General features: G+C 33.5%; 21 protein-coding genes. 10 read left to right on the top strand and 11 right to left on the bottom strand.

The genetic code is table 11. The annotated features are described in order from the left end of the window. The first annotated feature begins 37 nt into the window (after positions 1 to 37). The 3 genes from ACZ1JT_RS10470 (at position 38) to ACZ1JT_RS10480 (ending at position 1,948) form a co-directional block, all read left to right on the top strand. Positions 38 to 970, top strand: a complete 933-nt coding sequence (locus ACZ1JT_RS10470; RefSeq protein WP_465093771.1) for a peptidylprolyl isomerase — start codon at positions 38 to 40, stop codon at positions 968 to 970. Between the two features lie 88 nt (positions 971 to 1,058). Further along, positions 1,059 to 1,361: a c-type cytochrome gene (locus ACZ1JT_RS10475; protein ID WP_465093772.1), complete on the top strand. Its 303-nt coding sequence runs from the start codon at positions 1,059 to 1,061 to the stop codon at positions 1,359 to 1,361. Between the two features lie 101 nt (positions 1,362 to 1,462). Beyond that, positions 1,463 to 1,948, top strand: a complete 486-nt coding sequence (locus ACZ1JT_RS10480) for a hypothetical protein (RefSeq protein ID WP_465093773.1) — start codon at positions 1,463 to 1,465, stop codon at positions 1,946 to 1,948. A gap of 3 nt (positions 1,949 to 1,951) precedes the next feature. Here ACZ1JT_RS10480 and ACZ1JT_RS10485 read toward each other — a convergent pair whose 3' ends face one another. Further along, positions 1,952 to 2,509 (bottom strand): thioredoxin family protein, encoded by a 558-nt coding sequence (locus ACZ1JT_RS10485; protein WP_465093774.1) that lies wholly within the window; start codon positions 2,507 to 2,509, stop codon positions 1,952 to 1,954. Between the two features lie 72 nt (positions 2,510 to 2,581). On the opposite strand from ACZ1JT_RS10485, the gene ACZ1JT_RS10490 reads away from it, so the two are divergent. Both ACZ1JT_RS10490 and ACZ1JT_RS10495 read left to right on the top strand, forming a co-directional pair. After that, a complete protein-coding gene (locus ACZ1JT_RS10490; RefSeq protein ID WP_465093775.1) occupies positions 2,582 to 3,055 on the top strand; it encodes an Mpo1 family 2-hydroxy fatty acid dioxygenase in 474 nt (157 codons plus the stop codon). Further along, entirely contained in the window at positions 3,055 to 3,387 is a 333-nt protein-coding gene (locus ACZ1JT_RS10495; protein WP_465093776.1) for a tRNA-binding protein, read from the top strand. Before ACZ1JT_RS10490 ends, ACZ1JT_RS10495 begins: the two co-directional genes overlap by 1 nt. Before the next feature lie 14 nt (positions 3,388 to 3,401). Here ACZ1JT_RS10495 and ACZ1JT_RS10500 read toward each other — a convergent pair whose 3' ends face one another. From ACZ1JT_RS10500 to ACZ1JT_RS10510, 3 genes are all read right to left on the bottom strand, one after another. Beyond that, the gene (locus tag ACZ1JT_RS10500) at positions 3,402 to 3,908 is read right to left on the bottom strand and encodes an OsmC family protein (protein WP_465093777.1); all 507 of its coding nucleotides are present in this window, start codon (positions 3,906 to 3,908) and stop codon (positions 3,402 to 3,404) included. A 100-nt stretch (positions 3,909 to 4,008) separates the two neighbouring features. Further along, positions 4,009 to 4,383, bottom strand: a complete 375-nt coding sequence (locus ACZ1JT_RS10505) for a PUR family DNA/RNA-binding protein (protein WP_465093778.1) — start codon at positions 4,381 to 4,383, stop codon at positions 4,009 to 4,011. Positions 4,384 to 4,457: 74 nt separating this feature from the next. After that, complete coding sequence (locus ACZ1JT_RS10510; RefSeq protein ID WP_465093779.1) at positions 4,458 to 6,206, bottom strand: ABC transporter ATP-binding protein; 1,749 nt, start codon at positions 6,204 to 6,206, stop codon at positions 4,458 to 4,460. 199 nt (positions 6,207 to 6,405) lie between these two features. Here ACZ1JT_RS10510 and ACZ1JT_RS10515 point away from each other — a divergent pair, with 199 nt between their 5' ends. The 4 genes from ACZ1JT_RS10515 to yajC all read left to right on the top strand — a co-directional run bounded on the left by ACZ1JT_RS10515 (position 6,406) and on the right by yajC (position 9,323). Continuing rightward, positions 6,406 to 7,512, top strand: a complete 1,107-nt coding sequence (locus ACZ1JT_RS10515) for a Glu/Leu/Phe/Val dehydrogenase dimerization domain-containing protein (protein ID WP_465093780.1) — start codon at positions 6,406 to 6,408, stop codon at positions 7,510 to 7,512. Between the two features lie 81 nt (positions 7,513 to 7,593). Beyond that, a complete protein-coding gene (gene nusB / locus ACZ1JT_RS10520; protein ID WP_465093781.1) occupies positions 7,594 to 8,538 on the top strand; it encodes a transcription antitermination factor NusB in 945 nt (314 codons plus the stop codon). 14 nt (positions 8,539 to 8,552) lie between these two features. Then, complete coding sequence (locus tag ACZ1JT_RS10525; RefSeq protein WP_465093782.1) at positions 8,553 to 9,032, top strand: DUF1573 domain-containing protein; 480 nt, start codon at positions 8,553 to 8,555, stop codon at positions 9,030 to 9,032. Between the two features lie 15 nt (positions 9,033 to 9,047). After that, positions 9,048 to 9,323 (top strand): preprotein translocase subunit YajC, encoded by a 276-nt coding sequence (gene yajC, locus ACZ1JT_RS10530; protein ID WP_465093783.1) that lies wholly within the window; start codon positions 9,048 to 9,050, stop codon positions 9,321 to 9,323. Positions 9,324 to 9,369: 46 nt separating this feature from the next. Here the strand turns inward: yajC and ACZ1JT_RS10535 are convergent, their stop codons facing one another. The 6 genes from ACZ1JT_RS10535 to truA all read right to left on the bottom strand — a co-directional run bounded on the left by ACZ1JT_RS10535 (position 9,370) and on the right by truA (position 17,742). Beyond that, positions 9,370 to 9,954, bottom strand: coding sequence for a YdeI/OmpD-associated family protein (locus ACZ1JT_RS10535; protein WP_465093784.1), 585 nt, complete (start codon positions 9,952 to 9,954; stop codon positions 9,370 to 9,372). A gap of 13 nt (positions 9,955 to 9,967) precedes the next feature. Continuing rightward, positions 9,968 to 11,215 carry a peptidase T gene (gene pepT, locus ACZ1JT_RS10540; RefSeq protein WP_465093785.1) on the bottom strand — a complete coding sequence of 416 codons (1,248 nt, stop codon included), beginning with the start codon at positions 11,213 to 11,215 and terminating at the stop codon, positions 9,968 to 9,970. A gap of 177 nt (positions 11,216 to 11,392) precedes the next feature. Further along, positions 11,393 to 13,303 (bottom strand): SPFH domain-containing protein, encoded by a 1,911-nt coding sequence (locus ACZ1JT_RS10545; protein WP_465093786.1) that lies wholly within the window; start codon positions 13,301 to 13,303, stop codon positions 11,393 to 11,395. 323 nt (positions 13,304 to 13,626) lie between these two features. Next, entirely contained in the window at positions 13,627 to 15,015 is a 1,389-nt protein-coding gene (gene lpdA / locus ACZ1JT_RS10550; RefSeq protein ID WP_465093787.1) for a dihydrolipoyl dehydrogenase, read from the bottom strand. 232 nt (positions 15,016 to 15,247) lie between these two features. Next, complete coding sequence (locus ACZ1JT_RS10555; protein ID WP_465093788.1) at positions 15,248 to 16,999, bottom strand: ABC transporter ATP-binding protein; 1,752 nt, start codon at positions 16,997 to 16,999, stop codon at positions 15,248 to 15,250. Beyond that, entirely contained in the window at positions 16,999 to 17,742 is a 744-nt protein-coding gene (gene truA, locus ACZ1JT_RS10560; protein ID WP_465095292.1) for a tRNA pseudouridine(38-40) synthase TruA, read from the bottom strand. Before truA ends, ACZ1JT_RS10555 begins: the two co-directional genes overlap by 1 nt. A gap of 152 nt (positions 17,743 to 17,894) precedes the next feature. Between truA and ACZ1JT_RS10565 the strand changes: the two genes are divergently transcribed. Then, positions 17,895 to 18,392: a metallophosphoesterase family protein gene (locus ACZ1JT_RS10565; RefSeq protein WP_465093789.1), complete on the top strand. Its 498-nt coding sequence runs from the start codon at positions 17,895 to 17,897 to the stop codon at positions 18,390 to 18,392. Here ACZ1JT_RS10565 and ACZ1JT_RS10570 read toward each other — a convergent pair. Continuing rightward, complete coding sequence (locus tag ACZ1JT_RS10570; protein ID WP_465093790.1) at positions 18,360 to 20,147, bottom strand: ATP-binding protein; 1,788 nt, start codon at positions 20,145 to 20,147, stop codon at positions 18,360 to 18,362. The genes ACZ1JT_RS10565 and ACZ1JT_RS10570 overlap by 33 nt on opposite strands. Between the last annotated feature and the right edge of the window lie 7 nt (positions 20,148 to 20,154).

The raw sequence follows: 20,154 nt of genomic DNA on the forward strand, positions 1-20,154 counted from the left end.
GTAATTTTGCTACTCAAAAATTTAAAATTAAAGTAAGATGCAAGACGGAATTTACGCAAAATTCAATACTACAAAAGGTGTTATTTTAGTAAAATTGACACATGATAAAACTCCGGGAACAGTTGGGAACTTTGTTGGCTTAGCTGAAGGGAAATTAGAAAATGATGTAAAACCTCAAGGAAAACCATATTACGACGGATTAAAATTTCACCGTGTTATTCCTGATTTCATGATTCAAGGGGGTTGCCCATTAGGTAGTGGTGTTGGTGGACCGGGTTATCAATTTGATGATGAATTTCACCCAGAATTACGACACAATACTCCAGGTGTTTTGTCTATGGCTAATGCTGGACCAGGTACTAATGGATCTCAGTTTTTCATTACTCATGTGCCAACAGATTGGTTGGATAACAAACATACTGTTTTTGGACATGTAGTAGAAGGACAGGATATTGTAAATGAAATTGCTCAAGGTGATATTATTGAAAGTATCGAGATTGTTAGAGTAGGTGATGAAGCTCAAAAATGGAACGCGGTAGAGGCTTTCAGAACATTTGAAGGTTCTCGCGAAAAAAGATTAGCTGAGCAAAAAAGATTAGCTGAAGAAGCATTAGAGAAATTAGCTGCTGGTTTTCAAAAAACAGACAGCGGATTACGTTATCAAATCATTCAAAAAGGAAATGGTAAGCAAGCGGAAAAAGGTAAAACGGTTTCTGTTCACTACCAAGGTTCTTTAGATAACGGGATGGTTTTCGATTCTTCTTACAAAAGAAAACAACCTATTGAATTTCCTTTAGGAAAAGGACATGTAATTGAAGGATGGGATGAAGGTATTGCTCTTTTAAAAGTTGGTGATAAAGCCCGTTTTGTAATTCCTTCATATTTAGGTTACGGTTCAAGAGGAGCTGGTGGTGTTATTCCGCCTGATGCTACTTTGATTTTCGATGTAGAATTAATGGATGTGAAATAATTCATAATCTTTTAAAAAAATATAAAGCTCTCCAATTTGAGAGCTTTTTTTATTAGATTTACAATCCAAAAACTATAAATTATAGAATATGAAATTTAGAATAGTAGGTCTTGCGGTTGCCTCGTTATTTGTGTTTTCGTGTGCAACAAAAAAAGTAGTAGAAACAACCGAAGTTAAATCGACTGCAAAAGTTGCTACGTTAACTGCAGATCAATTGCACGGAAAAGAAGTGTATGAAAACAATTGTGCAAAATGCCATAAATTGTTTGAGCCTTCTAGTCACACTGCCGAAGAATGGAAACCAATTGTAGGTAGAATGCAACGTAAAGCAAAAATATCGGATGAAGATGCTGCAGCTGTATACAATTATGTAACTGCCGGAATGCAATAAAAAAAGAAATAAATTTAAATCCCAGGTAAGTTACTTGGGATTTAGTTTTAATAATGCTTATGAGATTACCATTTGTTTTTTTTCTTCTGATTCAATGTTTTTTGAGTAAAGCTCAAATTAGTACAATGCATTGTGGGTATGATTTCACATCGTATTTGGTTTTGCACGTTCATGAAGATGGGAAGAAAGAAAATGTAACAGGCTTAACCATTACCGTTGTTGATAGTTTAGGTAATAATGTATTGAATGTGAATAATGCATATAGCTGGAAAAATAGTAATAAACCCATGGTGTTTTCACTAAACTATCAAATCGACGAAAACGGAAATCGCTTAACTGAAGCCAATGCTACAGCTCGTTGGTATTTTCCATATGCAAAAGATGATTATTTGTTGTCAATTTCCAATACATTTCCCGCAGACGATTTTCGAATTAAAATAAAAGACGAATCTGGAAAGTATAAGGAACAATTTGTGCAATTATATGCATTCAATATGTATGTTTTGTGTGCCTCTCAAGCAGAAAAAGCAGTTCAGTTTGGAAAAAAACAAAACCGTCCAATTGATATCGTTTTGGAAAAAAAATAATATTTAGTTTTTCCACTTAATATTACATCCAATACTAGGCTTTTGAGTAGGATTAATACTTCGGTTGTAAATAACACCATCTATAGCTCCTCGTAAATCACTACCACTTAAAGGAATTCCATTTCCGGGTCTGCTATCATCAATTTGTCCTCTGTAAACCAATTCATTCTGTTTGTTGAAAACATAAAAATCGGGAGTACATGCGGCATCGAATGCTTTAGCTATTTCTTGTGTTTCATCATACAGATATGGAAACTCAAAATTGTTTTTTAATGCAAATTCATACATTAATTCTGGTGAATCTTCGGGATATTGACTAACATCGTTGCTTGAAATCGCAATAATTCCGAAACCTTGAACTCTGTAATCGTTAGCAATTCGTACGATTTCATCAATAACATGATGAACAAAAGGGCAGTGGTTACAGATGAAGAATACTAATGTGCCTTTTTCTCCTTTTAATTCAGAAAAGGTATACGTGTTATTTGAAAAAGTATCTTTTAAGCTAAAATCTGGAGCCTGAGTACCAAGAGGTAACATATTAGAAGCTGTTCGTGCCATTTTTTGAAATTGATTTGTACCAAATTACAATAAAAAAATAAGTATTACCTTAGTATAGTTAAACCTTTTATCATGAAAACGTTACAACAATGGTTCGATGATTATGCTGTAAGTCATCAGAACCCTACAAATAAAGCCATTCATTATGTGTGTGTGCCAGCCATTTTTTTCTCTATTGTTGGGTTATTGATGAGTGTTCCAACTTCATTTTTAGAGCAAATTTCTCCATTTCATGAACCGTTAATCGATAATTGGGCTGTTGTAGCATTGTTTTTTGTGTTGTTTTTTTATTCACGCTTGTCAATCATGATGGCTATTAAAGTGGCTGTATTTTCGGCATTGTGTATTTCGGTTAACTATGTCATTGGCTTGCAGTTTTCTTTGTGGAAAGTTTCGCTGCTTATTTTTGCTTTGGCATGGATTGGTCAGTTTTACGGACATAAATTGGAAGGGAAAAAGCCTTCGTTTTTAAAAGATATTCAATTTTTATTGATTGGTCCGGCTTGGGTAATTGAAAACGTATTTCCGTCTAAAAACAAAGAATAATGTTGACTTGGGAAGAATTTGAAAAAGTTGAAATGCGCGTTGGGACAATTTTGGAAGTGTTTGACTTTCCTGAGGCAAAAAAACCAGCCTATCAATTGTTGATTGATTTTGGACCAGAAATAGGCGTTCGAAAATCGTCTGCTCAAATCACAAAACGTTATTCGAAAGAAGAATTAGTGAATAGGCAAATAGTTGCTGTAGTCAATTTTCCTAAAAAACAAATAGGAAAATTTATGAGCGAATGTTTGGTATTGGGGGCTGTTGGTGAAAATAACGATATTGTGTTACTCTCACCCGATTTTAAAATTGATAATGGTTTACGAATTGGTTAGTATTCGAAATGCCTTTATTTTGTTGAAATTGAAGCGTTCACAGTAACTGCAGATGTTAAGGTTTGATAAACCACACAATAACGTTCGGTTAATTTTAAAAGGGTCTGTATTTTTTCTGAATCTTCATCACAATCAATCTCAAAAAACAATCTAATTTTTTGAAATCCAACCGGTGCTTCTTTAGAAACACTTAATGTTCCCCTAAAATCAAGATCACCTTCTGCTCTAATGGTGCCACTTTTGATGGTTATTTCCATAGCCGTTGCAACAGCTTGTAATGTTACTCCGGCACAAGCAATAAGAGCTTCTAATAGCATATCGCCTGAGCAAGCTTGTAAGCCGGTTCCTCCTGTAGCTGGATGTAGTCCCGCTTCTATCATTTGCTTTCCGGTATCTACTTTACATGAGATTCCCTCTCCAATTTCTCCTGAAGCTTTAAGGGTAATTAAAGCGGATTCTGGATTTGCGTTATATTTTTCTTTTAATGGAGCCTGTAATTTTTTTAAATCTGCTGTTGTCATTTTATTGTGTTTAGATTTTGTCAAGACCATTTGCATATTAAAGGTACAAAAAAAGCCCGTTTTCAAATTGAAAACGGGCTTTAGATTGTTATGATAAAGATTAAATATCGTCGAAATCAATATCGGTAAAACTTCCTGATGATTTTGTTTCTTCCATCATTTCAGAAGCGAATTCTTTTTTGAAATCTCTTTGATGTCTTTCAGAGATTACCTCTTCACCTTTTTGGTTTAAAACAAACGATGTCATTTCATCTAAAATTTCTTTAAAAGCAGCAAAATCTTCTTTGTATAAATAAATTTTGTGTTTTTTAAAGTGGAATGAACCGTCTTCTTCTGTGAATTTTTTACTTTCTGTAATTGTAATGTAGTAATCGTCAGCTTTTGTTGCTCTTACATCAAAGAAGTACGTTCTTCTACCTGCTCGTAATACCTTAGAAAAAATTTCTTCTTTTTCTAATAAATCATTTTCTCTCATAATCCTTCTTTCAAAAAATTAATTGTGTTTAGTTGAAACCAAAAATCTAAAAAAAAAGTAAGATTAGCAACAAATTATTGTAATTCTTTTTCCGAAAGTTGTTTGAAATATAACTCTTTGTAATAACCTTCTTGGTTTACTAATTGATTATGAGTGCCTTGTTGAATGATTTTACCGTCCTCTAAAATTATTATTTGATCGGCGTTTTTAGCGGATGATACACGATGACTCACTATGATGGTTGTTTTGTCTTGGCAGAACTCCATTAGATTGTTTAGAATTGCTTCTTCGGTTTCGGTGTCTACAGCCGACAAGCAATCGTCTAACAAGAGAATAGGCGCATTTTTAATCATGGCGCGAGCAATAGAAACGCGTTGTTTTTGGCCGCCTGAAAGCGTAATTCCGCGTTCTCCTAATATGGTATCGTATTGATTTTTAAAATGAATGATGTTGTTGTGAACTACGGCTTTTTTAGCAAATTCTATTACTTCTTCATCGGTAGCATTTTCTTTTCCGAACTTAATATTGTTTTTTATGGTATCGGAAAACAAAAAAGCATCTTGTGGCACAAATCCAATCTGATTTCGTAAATCAAAAAGATTTAATTTTTTAATAGGAGTGTTGTCGATGTTTAGAGCTCCATCTTTAACATCATACAAACGGCTAATAAGTGATAATATAGTCGATTTTCCAGAACCGGTTTTACCTAATATCGCAAGGGTTTCTCCTTTGTTTATGGTAAATGAAACATTTTTTAAAGCTTCAATATTAGTGTCTTCATAAGTAAAAGAAACATTTTCAAAACTAATTTTTCCTTGTAAGATTGATTGTTCTTGTACTTCATTTTGAATTTCCGGCACAACATGTAAGAATTCGTTAATTCGTTTTTGAGATGCTTCAGCTTCTTGTACCATAGAAGATACCCAACCTAACGATGCTACCGGCCATGTTAGCATGTTTATATAAAGAATAAACTGAGCGATAACACCAATATCGGTTATTCCTCCATTTATATACATCATACCGCCAACATAAATCACAACAAGGTTGCTTAAGCCAATTAGTAAAATCATAAAAGGTCCGAACATCGATTGAACTCTAGCCAAATCCAAATTTTTAGTTTTGCTTTCGTTCGATAAATCAATGAAATCATTTTGTTTTTGCTCCTCTAAAGCATAGGCTTTAATCACTCTAATTCCCGAAAACATTTCTTGGGTAAACGTAGAAAGCTTTGAGAGATTTTGTTGGTATGCTGTGCTACGAATATTAATTGCTGTACTTATTTTAAAAATACTATACGCTAAAATGGGAAGTGGTAATAATGAGTACATTGTTAATTTTGGCGACACTAAATACATTTGTACTGTAACTACAGCAAATCGTATTACGGTATTTAAAGAGTACATTAGTGCAGGGCCAACATACTGACGAACTTTTCCAACATCTTCACTAATTCGGTTCATTAAATCACCGGTGCGGTTCTTTTTGTAGAAATTTTGCGACAGGCGTTCGTACTGGAGGAAAATTTCATTTTTTAAATCGAATTCTATGTGGCGAGACATAACGATAAGTGTCTGACGCATTAAGAATGTCAAGAATCCTGCAATTAAAGTTGTAACAAGAATCATAAGAATATTATGCAGTAAGGTTTCCTGAACAAAGGCAGAGTTTGTTTTGTTGTGTTCCAGTACTTTAATGGAATCCCCAATTAATTTAGGCGTAAATAAAGTAAAGAATTGAGCAACAATCGTGATGATAATTCCGAGTAAAAAATGATATTTATATTTTATGAAATATTTGTTTAAATATTGAAGTTCTTTCATGATTTTTTCTAATTACAAAAATATATTTAGATAATTTGTTAATTTTTTGATTTTTACACGCTACATGTATTGTAATTACAGTAGAAAGTATTATTAATAAAAAATTAAAATATGCGATTTATGTTGAAATATTCTGAATAAAAATGTAATTTTACACTCTGTTTTTGAATTATTTTCAACCTATAAAAACAATTTAAACATGATAACAGAGGTTACTAACGCTAATGAGCTTCACAAAATTGACCCCGTTTTTGGTCAAGTTTCATTTGATAATCATGAGCAAGTCGTGTTCTGTCACGACAAAGATACTGGATTAAAAGCAATTATTGGAATTCATAACACAGTTTTAGGACCCGCTTTAGGTGGTACCAGAATGTGGAAATATACAAATGAATGGGAGGCTTTAAACGATGTACTTCGTTTATCTAGAGGGATGACTTATAAATCGGCGATTTCAGGATTAAATTTAGGAGGAGGAAAAGCGGTAATTATTGGCGATTCTAAATTAGATAAAACACCAGAATTAATCGTAAAATTTGGTCAGTATGTTCACTCGTTAAGTGGACGTTATATTACTGCTGAAGACGTAGGTACTACCACTCCAGATATGGATTTAATTCGTAAGCATACACCTTATGTAACTGGAATTTCTGAAGCTATTGGGGGTTCAGGAAACCCTTCACCAGTAACCGCTTATGGGGTTTATATGGGAATGAAAGCGGCTGCTAAATACCAATTCGGATCAGACAATCTTGAAGGTAAGAAGGTTTTGGTTCAAGGTATTGGTCACGTAGGTGAAACTTTAGTAGAATTAATTTCTAAAGAAGGCGCTTTAGTTCAAATTGCAGATATTAACGAGGCTCGTTTACAAGAAGTAGGAGCTAAATATGGTGCTAAAGTATATAACGGTAATGATTTATACAGTGCTGATGTTGATATTTATGCGCCATGTGCTTTAGGTGCTACAATTAACGATGATACTATCGAAAAATTAAAAGCTAAAGTAATTGCTGGTGCTGCAAACAACCAATTGGCGGTAGAGCAAATTCACGGTGCTAGACTTCAAGAAAAAGGAATTTTATATGCTCCAGATTTCTTAATCAACGCGGGTGGAATCATTAATGTATATGGTGAAATTGCAGGTTACGGAAAAGATGAAGCGATGAAAAGAACGCAAAATATCTATAACACAACCTTAGATATTTTCAATTATGCTAAAGAAAATAACATCACTACACATCAAGCTGCTATGCGAATGGCTCAAGAGCGTATTGATGCTAGAAAAAAAGAAAATGCAGGAAAGTAAATTTCTCTAAAAAATATTTTCTAATTTTGCGGAGCGAAAGAGTAATCTTTCGCTCCTTTAATTTAAAGTTCTTTCAGCAAGATGTTAAACAGAAGACATATCCGTGTAAAAGTGATGCAGTCCATTTATGCTATGCATCAAAACAATTCCGATAATTTAGAAAAGGAAGAAAAATTTCTTTATCAAAGTATCGAAAATATCCAGGATTTATATTTGATTATGATTTCTGCATTGGTAGAAATTCGTAAATCGGAAGAAGATTTTATCGAAAAATCAAGTAAAAAGCATCTCGCAACAAAAGAAGAACGCAATCCCAATAAAAAGTTTATCGGTAATAAGGTTCTAGTTCAGTTAGATGAAAATCTATCGTTGCAAAACGCATTAGAAAATCGAAAAATTACAAACTGGAAAAATAACGACGATTATATTTTATTGCTTTTGGAAGAAATAAAAAACAGCAATTTATATAATGAGTATATGACATCTTCTGTAAATAATTTTGAAGAAGATAAGCAGTTTGTTGTATCGTTGTTTACAGATATTATTGCGCCAAATGAAAAATTATACGATTATTTGGAAGACAATAAATTGACTTGGGTTGATGATATTCCATTGGTGAATACCATGATTGCAAAACAGCTTAAACATATCGAACCGGCAGATGATACTTCGTTCTTTGTGCCGAAGTTATATAAAGATGCTGACGATAAAGATTTTGTTCGCGATCTTTTCCGTAAAACGGTATTGAATAACGATATGTTGGCTAAAGAGTTTATAGACAAAACACCTAATTGGGATACAGAGCGTATAGCCGAAATAGATACTATCATTTTAAAAATGGCTATTTGCGAATTTTTAAAATTTCCTTCAATTCCGGTGAAAGTTACAATTAACGAATATTTAGAATTAGCTAAGGAGTATTCTACTCCAAAAAGTAGTATTTTTATCAACGGAATTTTAGATAATCTTGTAAAAGATTATCAAAACGAAAAAAAATTAATCAAAACCGGTAGAGGTTTAATGTAATTAAATTTTTAAGTATGATTAGAAAATCTTTAGGGTTGTTGGCAATTGCAACATTAATCTTGTCAACTTCTTGTAAAAATGACAATGCCTCAGATAAAATTGATCCTGAGAACGTTAAAAAAGTAATGGCTGAAAATGCTGCTTCTGGAAAACTTCCAAAAATTAAGTTCAATGAAGAAGAACATGATTTTGGAACAATTAATGAAGGTGATAAAGTTGAAACGGTTTTTAAAATCACCAATGAAGGTGAAGCCGATTTAATTATTATCAATGCTCAAGGAAGTTGTGGATGTACAGTTCCTGAATGGCCAAAAGAGCCTGTTAAACCAGGAGAAACTGCCGATATGAAAGTTACGTTCAGTTCAGCTGGAAAATCGGGTCAGCAACAAAAAACGGTTACTTTAACGACCAACACAAAAGAAGGTACTGAAAAAGTTACTATTAAAGCAAGTGTAACACCAAAAGCAGGAGATTCAACTCCTTCAATGCATTAATATATAAAATAAATTATGGGACAATTAGGTTCAATGTTGCCGTTACTTTTAATGTTTGTTGTTGTGTATTTTTTAATGATACGCCCACAACAACAACGTGCTAAAAAAGAAAAAGAATTTGAAGCAGCTTTAAAAGTTGGTGATAAGATTATAACAAAGTCTGGTATTCATGGTAAAATTGCAGAGCTTTATGAAGATTCTGTAGTAATTGAAACTATGGCTGGAAAAATTAAAATGGAGCGTTCTGCTATTTCATTAGAATTAAGCCAAAAAGTAAACGCAGCAAAATAATATTACTTTTACAGTAATAAAAAAGTCCCCAAAAGGGACTTTTTTATTATCTATACTTATCATTTAAACCAGTATTGCTTAAAATTAGAGGTTTAATTTTTTCTAATCGGGTGAGCTTTGTTTTTTCCTGTTTAGCCGATTCAATATACTCTAAAAATTCGCGCTGTTTGTAGGGGGAGAAACTTTCAAAGGCCTTTTTCAAAGCACTGTCATTTTTAAATTCGGAGTTTAATAATTCTGAAATTATTTCTTCTTTTTTCTCCGGTTTTTTAGACAATCCAGCTTTTTCATTTGCAATAGATTCTTTTAAGTACAGAAGAATCGTTTTCTCGTTTTTAATGATTTCTTCTTTAGAATTGAAACGCCACTGTCGAAGCGCTTTTGTAACTCCTTCTTGGGCATTGACGAGCACTTTTTTCTCATCTTTCATGAAAACACCGTTGAAGAACCATATTCCTACGTACGATTTAAAGCCTCCAATACCAACAACGTTTTTTTTATTTATAGTGTAAACCGGACCTCCCCATTTGGTCATTTCTTCCAATTCGGTTTGTGAAATGAGCGATTTAAGATAGTCTAGTTCTTCAGCCCATTGATTGGTTTTGTTCCATGGATTTTTTGATTCACTCATCTCGGTATAAAAATTATTTCTTGTACTTTGTCGCTGTAATTTCAGCAATTTTAATAATTACATCAACCGCTTTTTGCATACTTTCTACAGGAACATATTCATATTTACCATGAAAATTATGTCCGCCAGCAAATATATTAGGACAAGGTAATCCCATAAACGATAAACGAGAACCGTCAGTACCACCACGAATTGGTTTGATAAGGGGTTTTATGCCTAGTTCTTTCATAGCTTGTTCTGCAATGTCTACAATATGCTTAACCGGTTCAACTTTTTCACGCATGTTGTAATATTGGTCTTTGATTTCAATTTCAACAATATTAGCGCCAAATTGTTTTGCATATTTTTTATTCAATTTATCGGCAAGCTTTTGAACTAGTTTTTTTCGTTCTTCAAATTTCTTTCTGTTATGATCACGAATGATAAGTTGAACATTACTTTCTTCGATACTTCCGTCTAAATGAACCACATGAAAAAAGCCTTCATACCCTTTTGTTCTTTCCGGAACTTCTTTTTTAGGTAGTTTAGAAATGAATTTAGTGGCTAAAAGCATTGAGTTAATCATTTTACCTTTTGCATATCCTGGGTGAACGCTTTTCCCTTTGAATTTAAGTTTCACACCGGCTGCATTAAAGTTTTCGTATTCTAATTCACCAATCTGACTTCCATCCATGGTATAAGCCCATTCGCAACCAAATTTTTCTACATCAAAAAAGTCAGCTCCACGACCAATTTCTTCATCAGGGGTAAATCCAACTTTTAAAGTTCCGTGTTTGATATGCGGATTTTGGATTAAGTATTCCATGGCGGTAATTATTTCAGTAATACCGGCTTTATCATCAGCTCCTAATAAAGTTGTACCGTCAGTGGTAATAAGTGTCTGACCTTTATATAGCAGTAAGTCTTCAAAATAACTCGGCGATAAAACAATGTTTTGTTCTTTGTTCAGTATAATATCACCACCATCATAATTTGGAACAATTTGAGGTTTTACGTTTGCACCAGTAAAATCGGGTGTAGTATCGAAATGAGAAACAAAACCAATGGTTGGAACTTCGTAATCTAAATTACTTGGAAGTGTAGCTTGAATATACGATTTATCGTCTATGCTAACATCTTGAAGCCCGATTGCCTTAAGTTCATCTACCAATTTGTTGGCTAAATCCCATTGTTTCGCTGAACTTGGAGTTGTATTTGAATTTGGATCGGATTCGGTGTCTACCGTTACATAACTAATGAAACGATCAATAATATGTTGCATAGTAATTAAATTAAATTGAATAGCAAATATAAAGGATTTTACGGTTTTTCTTTTTACGAAATAGTAAGAATGTCAGTTTTTTAATTTGTAGCTTAATGCTAGTTTCTTTAGAAAATTTGAAATAAAAAATCCGTTCTGAATACACAGAACGGATTAGTTTTATAAACCGAAATTAAACTACTTTTTTGGATTATCTTTTGATGAAGGTTTTGCATCCATCATTTCCATAAGTTTCATTCCAAGTAAACCGCTTATGCTGCCATCAGAACCATTTGCTCCTGAAATCAACACATCTGGAATAACCTTAATGTTTCCTTTACCAATTTCTTCTGTAATTTTATATTTGGTAAAGTTATCGCCACCCATTGCAGAAACTTGTAATTGATATGCTTCTGCTGTTGATTTACCAATGGCCATAATTTTTTCAGCTTCTGCTAAACCGGTTTTAGAGATTTTTTCAGCTTCTGCACTTGCATTTAAACGAGTAGCCTCTGCTTGAGCACCAGCTCTTGCTTTAGTAGCCTCTGCCTCAGCGTTTGCTCTCATTTTTGTAGCTTCTGCTTCTGCGTTTACATTCAATTTTAAACTGGTTGCATCACCTTCTGCTTTTTTAACCGTTGCATCTGCAGTACGTTGCGCAATTTCAACACTTTGTGAAGCACGCACTATTTCTTTTTGCATATCGGCAATAGCTGTTTCTTTTTCAACACCTTGACGTTGTTCTTGCGCTAATTTTTGCGTTTGATACGTTTTTTGTTCTTCTTCCGCAATCTTTCTGTCGGTTAAAGTTTTCATTAACGAATCTGGCGGAACAATATCTCCAATTAATGTATCAACTGCGTTCACATTATACTCGTCTAAAACGGTTTTAATATGATTTTTAGCTGATTCTTGACGTTCTTTACGCGTGCTTAAGAATGAAATTACATCGCTATCTTGAGCGGAGTTTCTAAAGTAGTTACCAATTGTTGGTTCTAATACTTGAGAAACTAAGTTAGTCATACTTCCAAAACGGGCAATTACTTTTGGCGCTTCGTTTGCCGGAACGTGAATAATTTGAGCAACATCCAAATTAAAAGGGAAACCGTCTTTTGAACGTACTGTAATTGTTGATAAATTTTTATCTAAATCATGCGATTCACTACGTGCATTTGCCCAGTTTAAAACTAAGTTTGTTGTAGGAACTGCTTCTAATTTAGTGGTGTATTTATTCAACGCATATTTACCAGGTCCAAATGGTTCCATCCACACTCCACGTTGCCCTTTAGATACGATATTACCGTGTTTAAATGTTTCACCTGTAACATCTTGCCCGTCTTCACCAATATAAGAAATTACTACACCTACATAACCAATAGGTACATCTGTCATTGGGTTTTGTTCAATTTGAATTGCCCAAGTATTGATGTAATATGAACCAGCTAACATCACTTGAGGTTGTAATCCTCTGTTTCCATTTTTCTCCAAGAATTCATCAAAATCCTGAAAATTGTTATGGCCTTCAACAAACTTACCTGCAATTTGGCCTAATGGAATTGGCTCTCCATCTAATGCGGTTACAATACCAACCATGTTCTCGAATATTTTTACCTGATCGGCAATTACAATTTCGAAAAGGAATGTGTTAATACGATAGGAACCCGTAGTAATAAAAGCTGTTTGACGTCCTTTTTGTCCACCATTATTTAAAAAAGCAGTAGCATCTTGAAAGTTGTCGCTTTCGACTTTTCGAGCTAAGATTCGTCCAATAGGGATTTCTTTACCATCTTTACTTAGTACTAAACCAATTTTTCCTTCAGGAATAATAGTAAAGGAAGTCATGTCTACCGAATATTGCCAAATCCACATCGCCCAATACAATCCAGGTGCTAATGTTTGTGCTTGAAAACCAGCTTCTCCTTTGGTTGCTATAATTCTACCATCAGGTAATGATTTATTTGCACCAAAAAGCACGAATTTTTTGGTTACCAAACCGATTTTGTCTTCCGGAACAATCACCATTCCAAAGAAAACCCTTAAAACGAATTTGTAAAATACAATGGATAATACCAACAGGATTAACCACCAAAAAGATAAAATTGTTGTCATATAAATATAATTAATAAAAAAACGAATGTTGATTTTAAGATAGAATTCAACCAGAAAAAGTTTCCGGGTAAAATCTCAGGTCGAAGGAACCTTGGGTCGAAATAAATGTCTTCGATAGACGTTTAGAAGTTACAACACTTATGTGTCATTTTTGGTCTGAAATTATTTTAAAATCAGTAATTATACGTGAGGATATTTTAAAAGTTACAGGAAATCATTAAAATATTTTCAGTAAATATGTAAATCACTGATAATATGATAAATAAAAAGTCCGTATTGAATAACCAATACGGACTTTTTATTTTAATTATGTTATGCCTAAACTATAAGTGAATTACTTCACCATATGCATCTGCAACAGCTTCCATAACCGCTTCACTCATAGTAGGGTGAGGGTGAACTGCTTTTAAGATTTCGTGACCTGTAGTTTCTAATTTACGAGCTACAACAGCTTCGGCAATCATATCGGTAACACCAGCACCAATCATGTGGCAACCTAACCATTCTCCGTATTTAGCATCGAAAATTACTTTTACAAATCCGTCTGGAGTACCTGCAGCTTTTGCTTTTCCAGAGGCTGAGAATGGGAATTTACCAATTTTTAATTCGTATCCTTTTTCTTTAGCTGCTTTTTCTGTTAAACCAACAGAAGCAATTTCTGGAGTGGCATAAGTACAACCTGGAATGTTACCATAATCTAAAGGTTCAACATGTAAACCAGCAATTTTTTCAACACACAAAATTCCTTCAGCCGAAGCAACGTGCGCTAAAGCTTGTCCTGGAGTTACATCACCAATAGCGTAATAACCCGGAACATTAGTTTGGTAGTATGCGTTTACTAAAATTTTATCTCTATCGGTAGCAATACCGGTTTCTTCTAATCCGATGTTTTCGATGTTAGTTTTAATTCCAACTGCAGAAAGCACAATATCAGCTTCAAGGATTTCTTCACCTTTAGAAGTCTTAACGGTTGCTTTAACCCCTTTTCCAGAAGTATCTACTTTTTCTACAGAAGCATTGGTCATGATGTTGATACCAGCTTTTTTCAAAGAACGCTCAAATTGTTTTGAGATATCTTCATCTTCTACAGGTACAACATTTGGCATGAATTCTACAATAGTAACTTCTGTACCCATTGCATTGTAAAAATGAGCGAACTCAACACCAATAGCCCCTGATCCTACAACAATCATTTTCTTAGGTTGTTCTGGTAATACCATAGCTTGGCGGTACCCAATTACTTTTTTACCATCTTGAGGTAAGTTTGGTAATTCGCGTGAACGAGCTCCAGTTGCAATGATAATATGGTCTGCACTATATTCAGTTACTTTTCCATCGGCAGCTGTAACATCAACTTTTTTACCAGGTTTTACTTTACCGAATCCATCAATAACGTCGATTTTGTTTTTCTTCATTAGGAATTGAACACCTTTACTCATTCCTTCTGCAACACCACGAGAACGCGCAATTACAGCTCCGAAATCTTTATCGGCATTTTCCACTTTCAATCCGTAATCTGAAGCATGTTTTAGGTAATCGAAAACTTGAGCCGATTTAAGTAATGCTTTGGTTGGAATACATCCCCAGTTTAAACAAATTCCGCCAAGATTTTCTTTCTCGATAACGGCTACTTTAAAGCCTAACTGTGATGCTCTGATGGCTGTTACATATCCTCCAGGGCCACTTCCTAAAACAATAATATCGTATTTCATTTTGTTTGTGTTTATTTATTATTTGTACAAAATGCAGTCGGCAGGCCTTCGAGTCATTTTGTTTGTGTTTATTTATTATTTGTACAAAATGCAGTCGGCAGGCCTTCGAGTCATTTTGTTTGTGTTTATTTATTATTTGTACAAAATGCATTCAGCAAAGCTTCGTGTCATTTTTTAAATAAAATTTTGTTTTAATTTCAGTGCACGAAAATAAACAATAATTAAATAATTATCAATTATTCTCAACGGCAAATTGTGATTCGTATAAATTTTTGTAGAAGCCTTCTGCTTTGTTGATTAAATCGAAATGTTTGCCTTCTTCCACAATCTGACCTTTATCCATAACAATAATCTTATCAGCATTAATAACTGTTGCCAGTCTATGCGCAATAACAATTGATGTTCTGCCTTGTGTTATGGTTTCAGTTGCTTTTTGAATTAATTCTTCTGAATACGTATCTATAGAAGACGTTGCTTCATCTAATATTAGAATACTCGGATTACTGACATAAGCTCTTAAAAAAGCAATCAATTGACGCTGACCTGATGATAGCATTACACCACGTTCTTTTACATTATATTCGTAACCATTAGGTAAACTCATAATGAACTCATGCACTCCAATTTTTTTTGCTGCTTGAATAACATCATCTTTCGAAATTTCTGGATTGTTTAGTGTGATGTTGTTTAGAATAGTATCTGCAAAAAGAAAAACATCTTGAAGTACAATGGCAATTTGTCTTCGTAGACTATCTAAATCGAACTCGTTAATGTCTGTATCGTCTACTAAAATTGTTCCGCTATCGATTTCGTAAAAACGATTCAACAAATTGATAATGGTTGATTTACCCGCGCCCGTTGCACCAACAATAGCGATAGTTTCGCCAGCTTTAATTTTTAGATTAATACCTTTTAGTACTTCTTCATCTTTAATGTAACTGAAGTGTACCTTTTGGAAATCGATGTTACCTTGAAAATGTCCTGGTATTGTTGTTCCGGATTCTTGTACCTGTTCTTCTTTATCCAGCACTTCGAAAACACGTTCGGCTGCGATAATTCCCATTTGCATCACGTTAAATTTATCGGCAATTTGACGTAAAGGATTGAATAACATACCAATTAGCATGGTGTAAGCAAATAAATCCCCAAAAGTTGTCATGGTATCTCCATGGCTAATATTCCACCCGCCATACCAAACTACAAGTCCTAAGGTTAACGATGATAAAATATCGGCAATTGGAAAGAAAATGGAGTTGTATAAAATGTTTTTCAACCAAGCTTTGTTGTGTAATTGGTTGATTTCTTTAAACTTTTCCAGTTCGATTTCTTCGCGGTTGAATAATTGTACAATCTTCATTCCGGTAACGCGTTCCTGAACAAACGTATTTAAGTTGGCTACTTGTGTACGAACTTCTTCAAAAGCAATTTTCATTTTTTGCTGAAAAATTCGAGTGGCATAGAGTAGAATAGGCATTCCTAAAACTACAATACAGCTCAGTTTCCAGTTCATATAAAACATGATGCCTAAAACAACCAACATTTTTAATAAGTCGCTAACAATCATGAATAATCCTTGACTGAATATACTGGCAATCGATTCGATATCAGAAACCGAACGAGTAACTAATTTACCAACAGGCTCCTGATCGAAATATTTCATTCGAAAAGCTGTAATATGTTTGAAAAGTTTCTCCCGAATATCTTTTACAATGTCTTGTCCTAACCAACTAGCCCAATAGGTAAAAAGAAATTGTGAGACAACTTCCAAAACCAAAATTAACCCCATTAATAAAATATACCATAACAAACCTGTGCCGTCATGATTTTTTAGATAAGTATCTACTGTTTGCTTTAGTAAATAGGGGCGAAGAGCAGCAAAAATGGAAAGACTTACAGCAAAAACAACTACCCAATACAGCCTACTTTTGTAGGGTTGGGCAAACTGCATTACCTTTCTTAATGATATGGATTGAATTACTTTCATTACAAGTTGTGAAGATAAGGATAAATTACTTTGGTTAAATACAATCCGTGTGCGGGAACTGAAAAACCAGCTTTACCGCGATCTTTACTTTCAATTATTTTTCTAAAATCATCTAAAGAAATTTTGCCTAAACCAACGCCAATTAATGTGCCAACAATGGCTCGTACCATGTTACGAAGAAAACGATCTGCCGAAACAGTAAAAATAAGTTCGTTGTCATTTTGTTTCCAATGGGCTTCTTTAATGATACAATTGAATGTTTTAACATCGGTGTTAACTTTCGAAAAACATTCAAAATCGGTATAGTCAAAAAGTATTTTGGCTGCTTTGTTCATTTGTTCCACATTAAGAGGATAATGATGATACCAGCTTCCATCGTTTTGAAATGCATCTTTAAAAGTATGAATATGGTATTCGTAAGTACGACTTACCGCATCAAATCGCGCATGTGCATCATCGTGTAAGGCAATTATTCGATACACAACAATATCTTTTGGTAAAAACGAATTTAATTTTTTTGTCCAATACGCCGAATCTAAAGAATCTTCATAATCAAAATGAGCATACATTTGTTTTGCATGTACTCCAGTATCGGTTCGTCCGGCTCCTACAACATCTATTTCTTTTTTCAGTAAAACACTTAAAGCTTTGTTTAAAGTTTCTTGTACCGAAACCGATTGAGGTTGGTATTGCCAGCCGTGGTAGTTTTTTCCGTTGTATGCAAATTCAATAAAATATCTCAAGGTATAAAGCGTCAAAGTTTTGGAGAAGCAAAGTTACGAAGTTTTTGTGTTGTGAAAAGGTTAAAGTTGTGTGGGAAAAGGTTAAAGGGAAGTGGTTATTGCTGTACATTAAAATAAAAGTATCTTAGCCAACTGATAGTTTCAGTTTATCAATGAAAAAAATTTTACTGCTTTCCGATACACACAGTCATATTGACGAAACGATTTTAAAATACGTTAAGCTTGCCGATGAAGTTTGGCATGCTGGCGATATTGGAGATTTGGCTGTAACCGATTCTATTAAACAATTAAAGCCTTTGCGAGCCGTTTATGGAAATATTGATGATGCTAAAGCCCGAATAGAATTTCCACTTCATAATCGTTTTATGTGTGAAGAAGTTGAAGTGTGGATTACACATATTGGAGGATATCCTGGGAAATACAATCTTGATATTCGGAATGAAATAAAATCAAATCCACCAAAATTGTTTATTTGTGGTCATTCGCATATTTTAAAAGTTCAGTACGACAACGATTTAAAACTGCTGCATATGAATCCAGGTGCTGCTGGAAAACATGGTTTTCATCAAGTACGAACAATGTTACAGTTTGAAATAAACGGAGCTAAAATTGAAAATTTATGCGTTGTGGAATTGGGAACCCGAGTTTGATTTTCCTTCGGGAATTTCTACTTTGATGTAAACCAATGTTCCTGAGTTTTCTTTAGAATTTATGGTTATGGATCCTTTCATGCTTTTAATACGTGTTTTAATTTGCGAAAGGCCAAATCCTTCTTTTTCGGTAGTCTTCTTATTTGAAAAACCATGACCGTTATCTTCTATGTTTATGGATAATTGGTTGTCGGTTTTATCTAAAGTTAATGAAGCTTCGTTTGCTTTACTGTGCTTCATAATATTATTGAATAGCTCTGCTACTATAAAATAAATTTTTAATTCAAATTCTTTTGGAAAGCGATATTCGCTAGGAATGAAATTATTGAACTTAAATTCGATTAAGGAGTTAGAGTTTTTTTCACATAAATCTTGCAGTGCACTTACAAGGCCTAATTTTTCAAGAGCAGGAGGTATTAGATTATGCGACAAATCACGAACTTTATCATGAGCGTCTTGTATAATTCCACGGGTTTTTACAAGCTCTTGTTTTAATTCGGGATGATCGGTTTCAAAAGCGGTTAAGTGTAAACTAGCAGATGATAATAAAGCACTAATGTTATCGTGTAAAACACCCGAAAGACGCTTACGTTCTTCTTCCTGACCATCGATAGTAGCGTTAACTATTTTTTGTTGTTGTTTTTGGGAAATGTCTTTTAGTTTACTCTTTTGTTTTAGTTTTAAATTTTGATAGAAGAAATAAAACAATACCCCTAAAAAGGTAAGTATAGCAATTAGCAAATACATTAATTTTTCACTTTTTAGTTGTTTTTGCTTTAATAGTAATTCTTTTTCATAGAATTTACTTTCGGCTTTGTCTAATTCATATTGAATTTGTAACCGTTCAATTTCACTGTCGTTTTTTTCATTAACGAGATAATCTAAATAGTCAGTGTATTTAGAGTTGTATTTGTATGCATTTTTGTAATCCCCTAATTTATCATACGTATACGATAAGTTTGAAACAGCAATTGCATAGGAATTATCTAAAGTATCATTTTTGTATCGATCAACTAATTTAAGGTATATTTTTTCTGCCTTTTTATAGTTTTTTTCAACAGTTAAATAATGTACTCCTAAATTACTTTCTGCAGTAGCTATTATTTCTTTATGACCACTTTTTAAAGCAAAAATATAGGAAGAGTCGAGATATTTTCCAGCGATTTCCCGCTCATTAATGACAGCATAAAAAAAATTGTGGAGGTTGTACGCTCTAGAAATTTCTTTGTAATCGTTTGTACTTTTATAATATTTTAAATCAGGTTCCAAATACTTGAAGGCACTATCGGTTTGAGACATTATCAAGTAGCTGATTAGAATATGGTTGTTTAATCTGTAGTATATTGAATCTTTCTTTGGGAAATTACTTGTTTTAAGTATTTTTTCAGCCTCTTCAATAGCTTTTGGGTATTTTTTTAGCCGCATATAGGCTACAACAATATTTTTTTGAAGTAAAATTTTGGGTGTTCCACTTATCTTATTGTCAACTTTATTTAAAGCATCGTAGGATACTTTTAATACTCGTTTGTAATCTTTTATATTTAATGTAAGTAACTTGGCTTTGCTGTCTATAGCATAGGCATAATTGGTATAATCTTTCTTTAATAAATAGGAATTGGCTTTGTTGTCAATGTAGCTTAAAGCTTTGAGATATTTTTTATTGTTTTTGTATAGTAAAAAAGAATCTTTCACGGCATTTTGCTGTGCAAATCCCGTGAAAGATGTTATTATAAATATGAAAAATAAGTTTTTCATATTTTGA

It is taken from the genome of Flavobacterium sp. IC2-16, assembly GCF_055521455.1.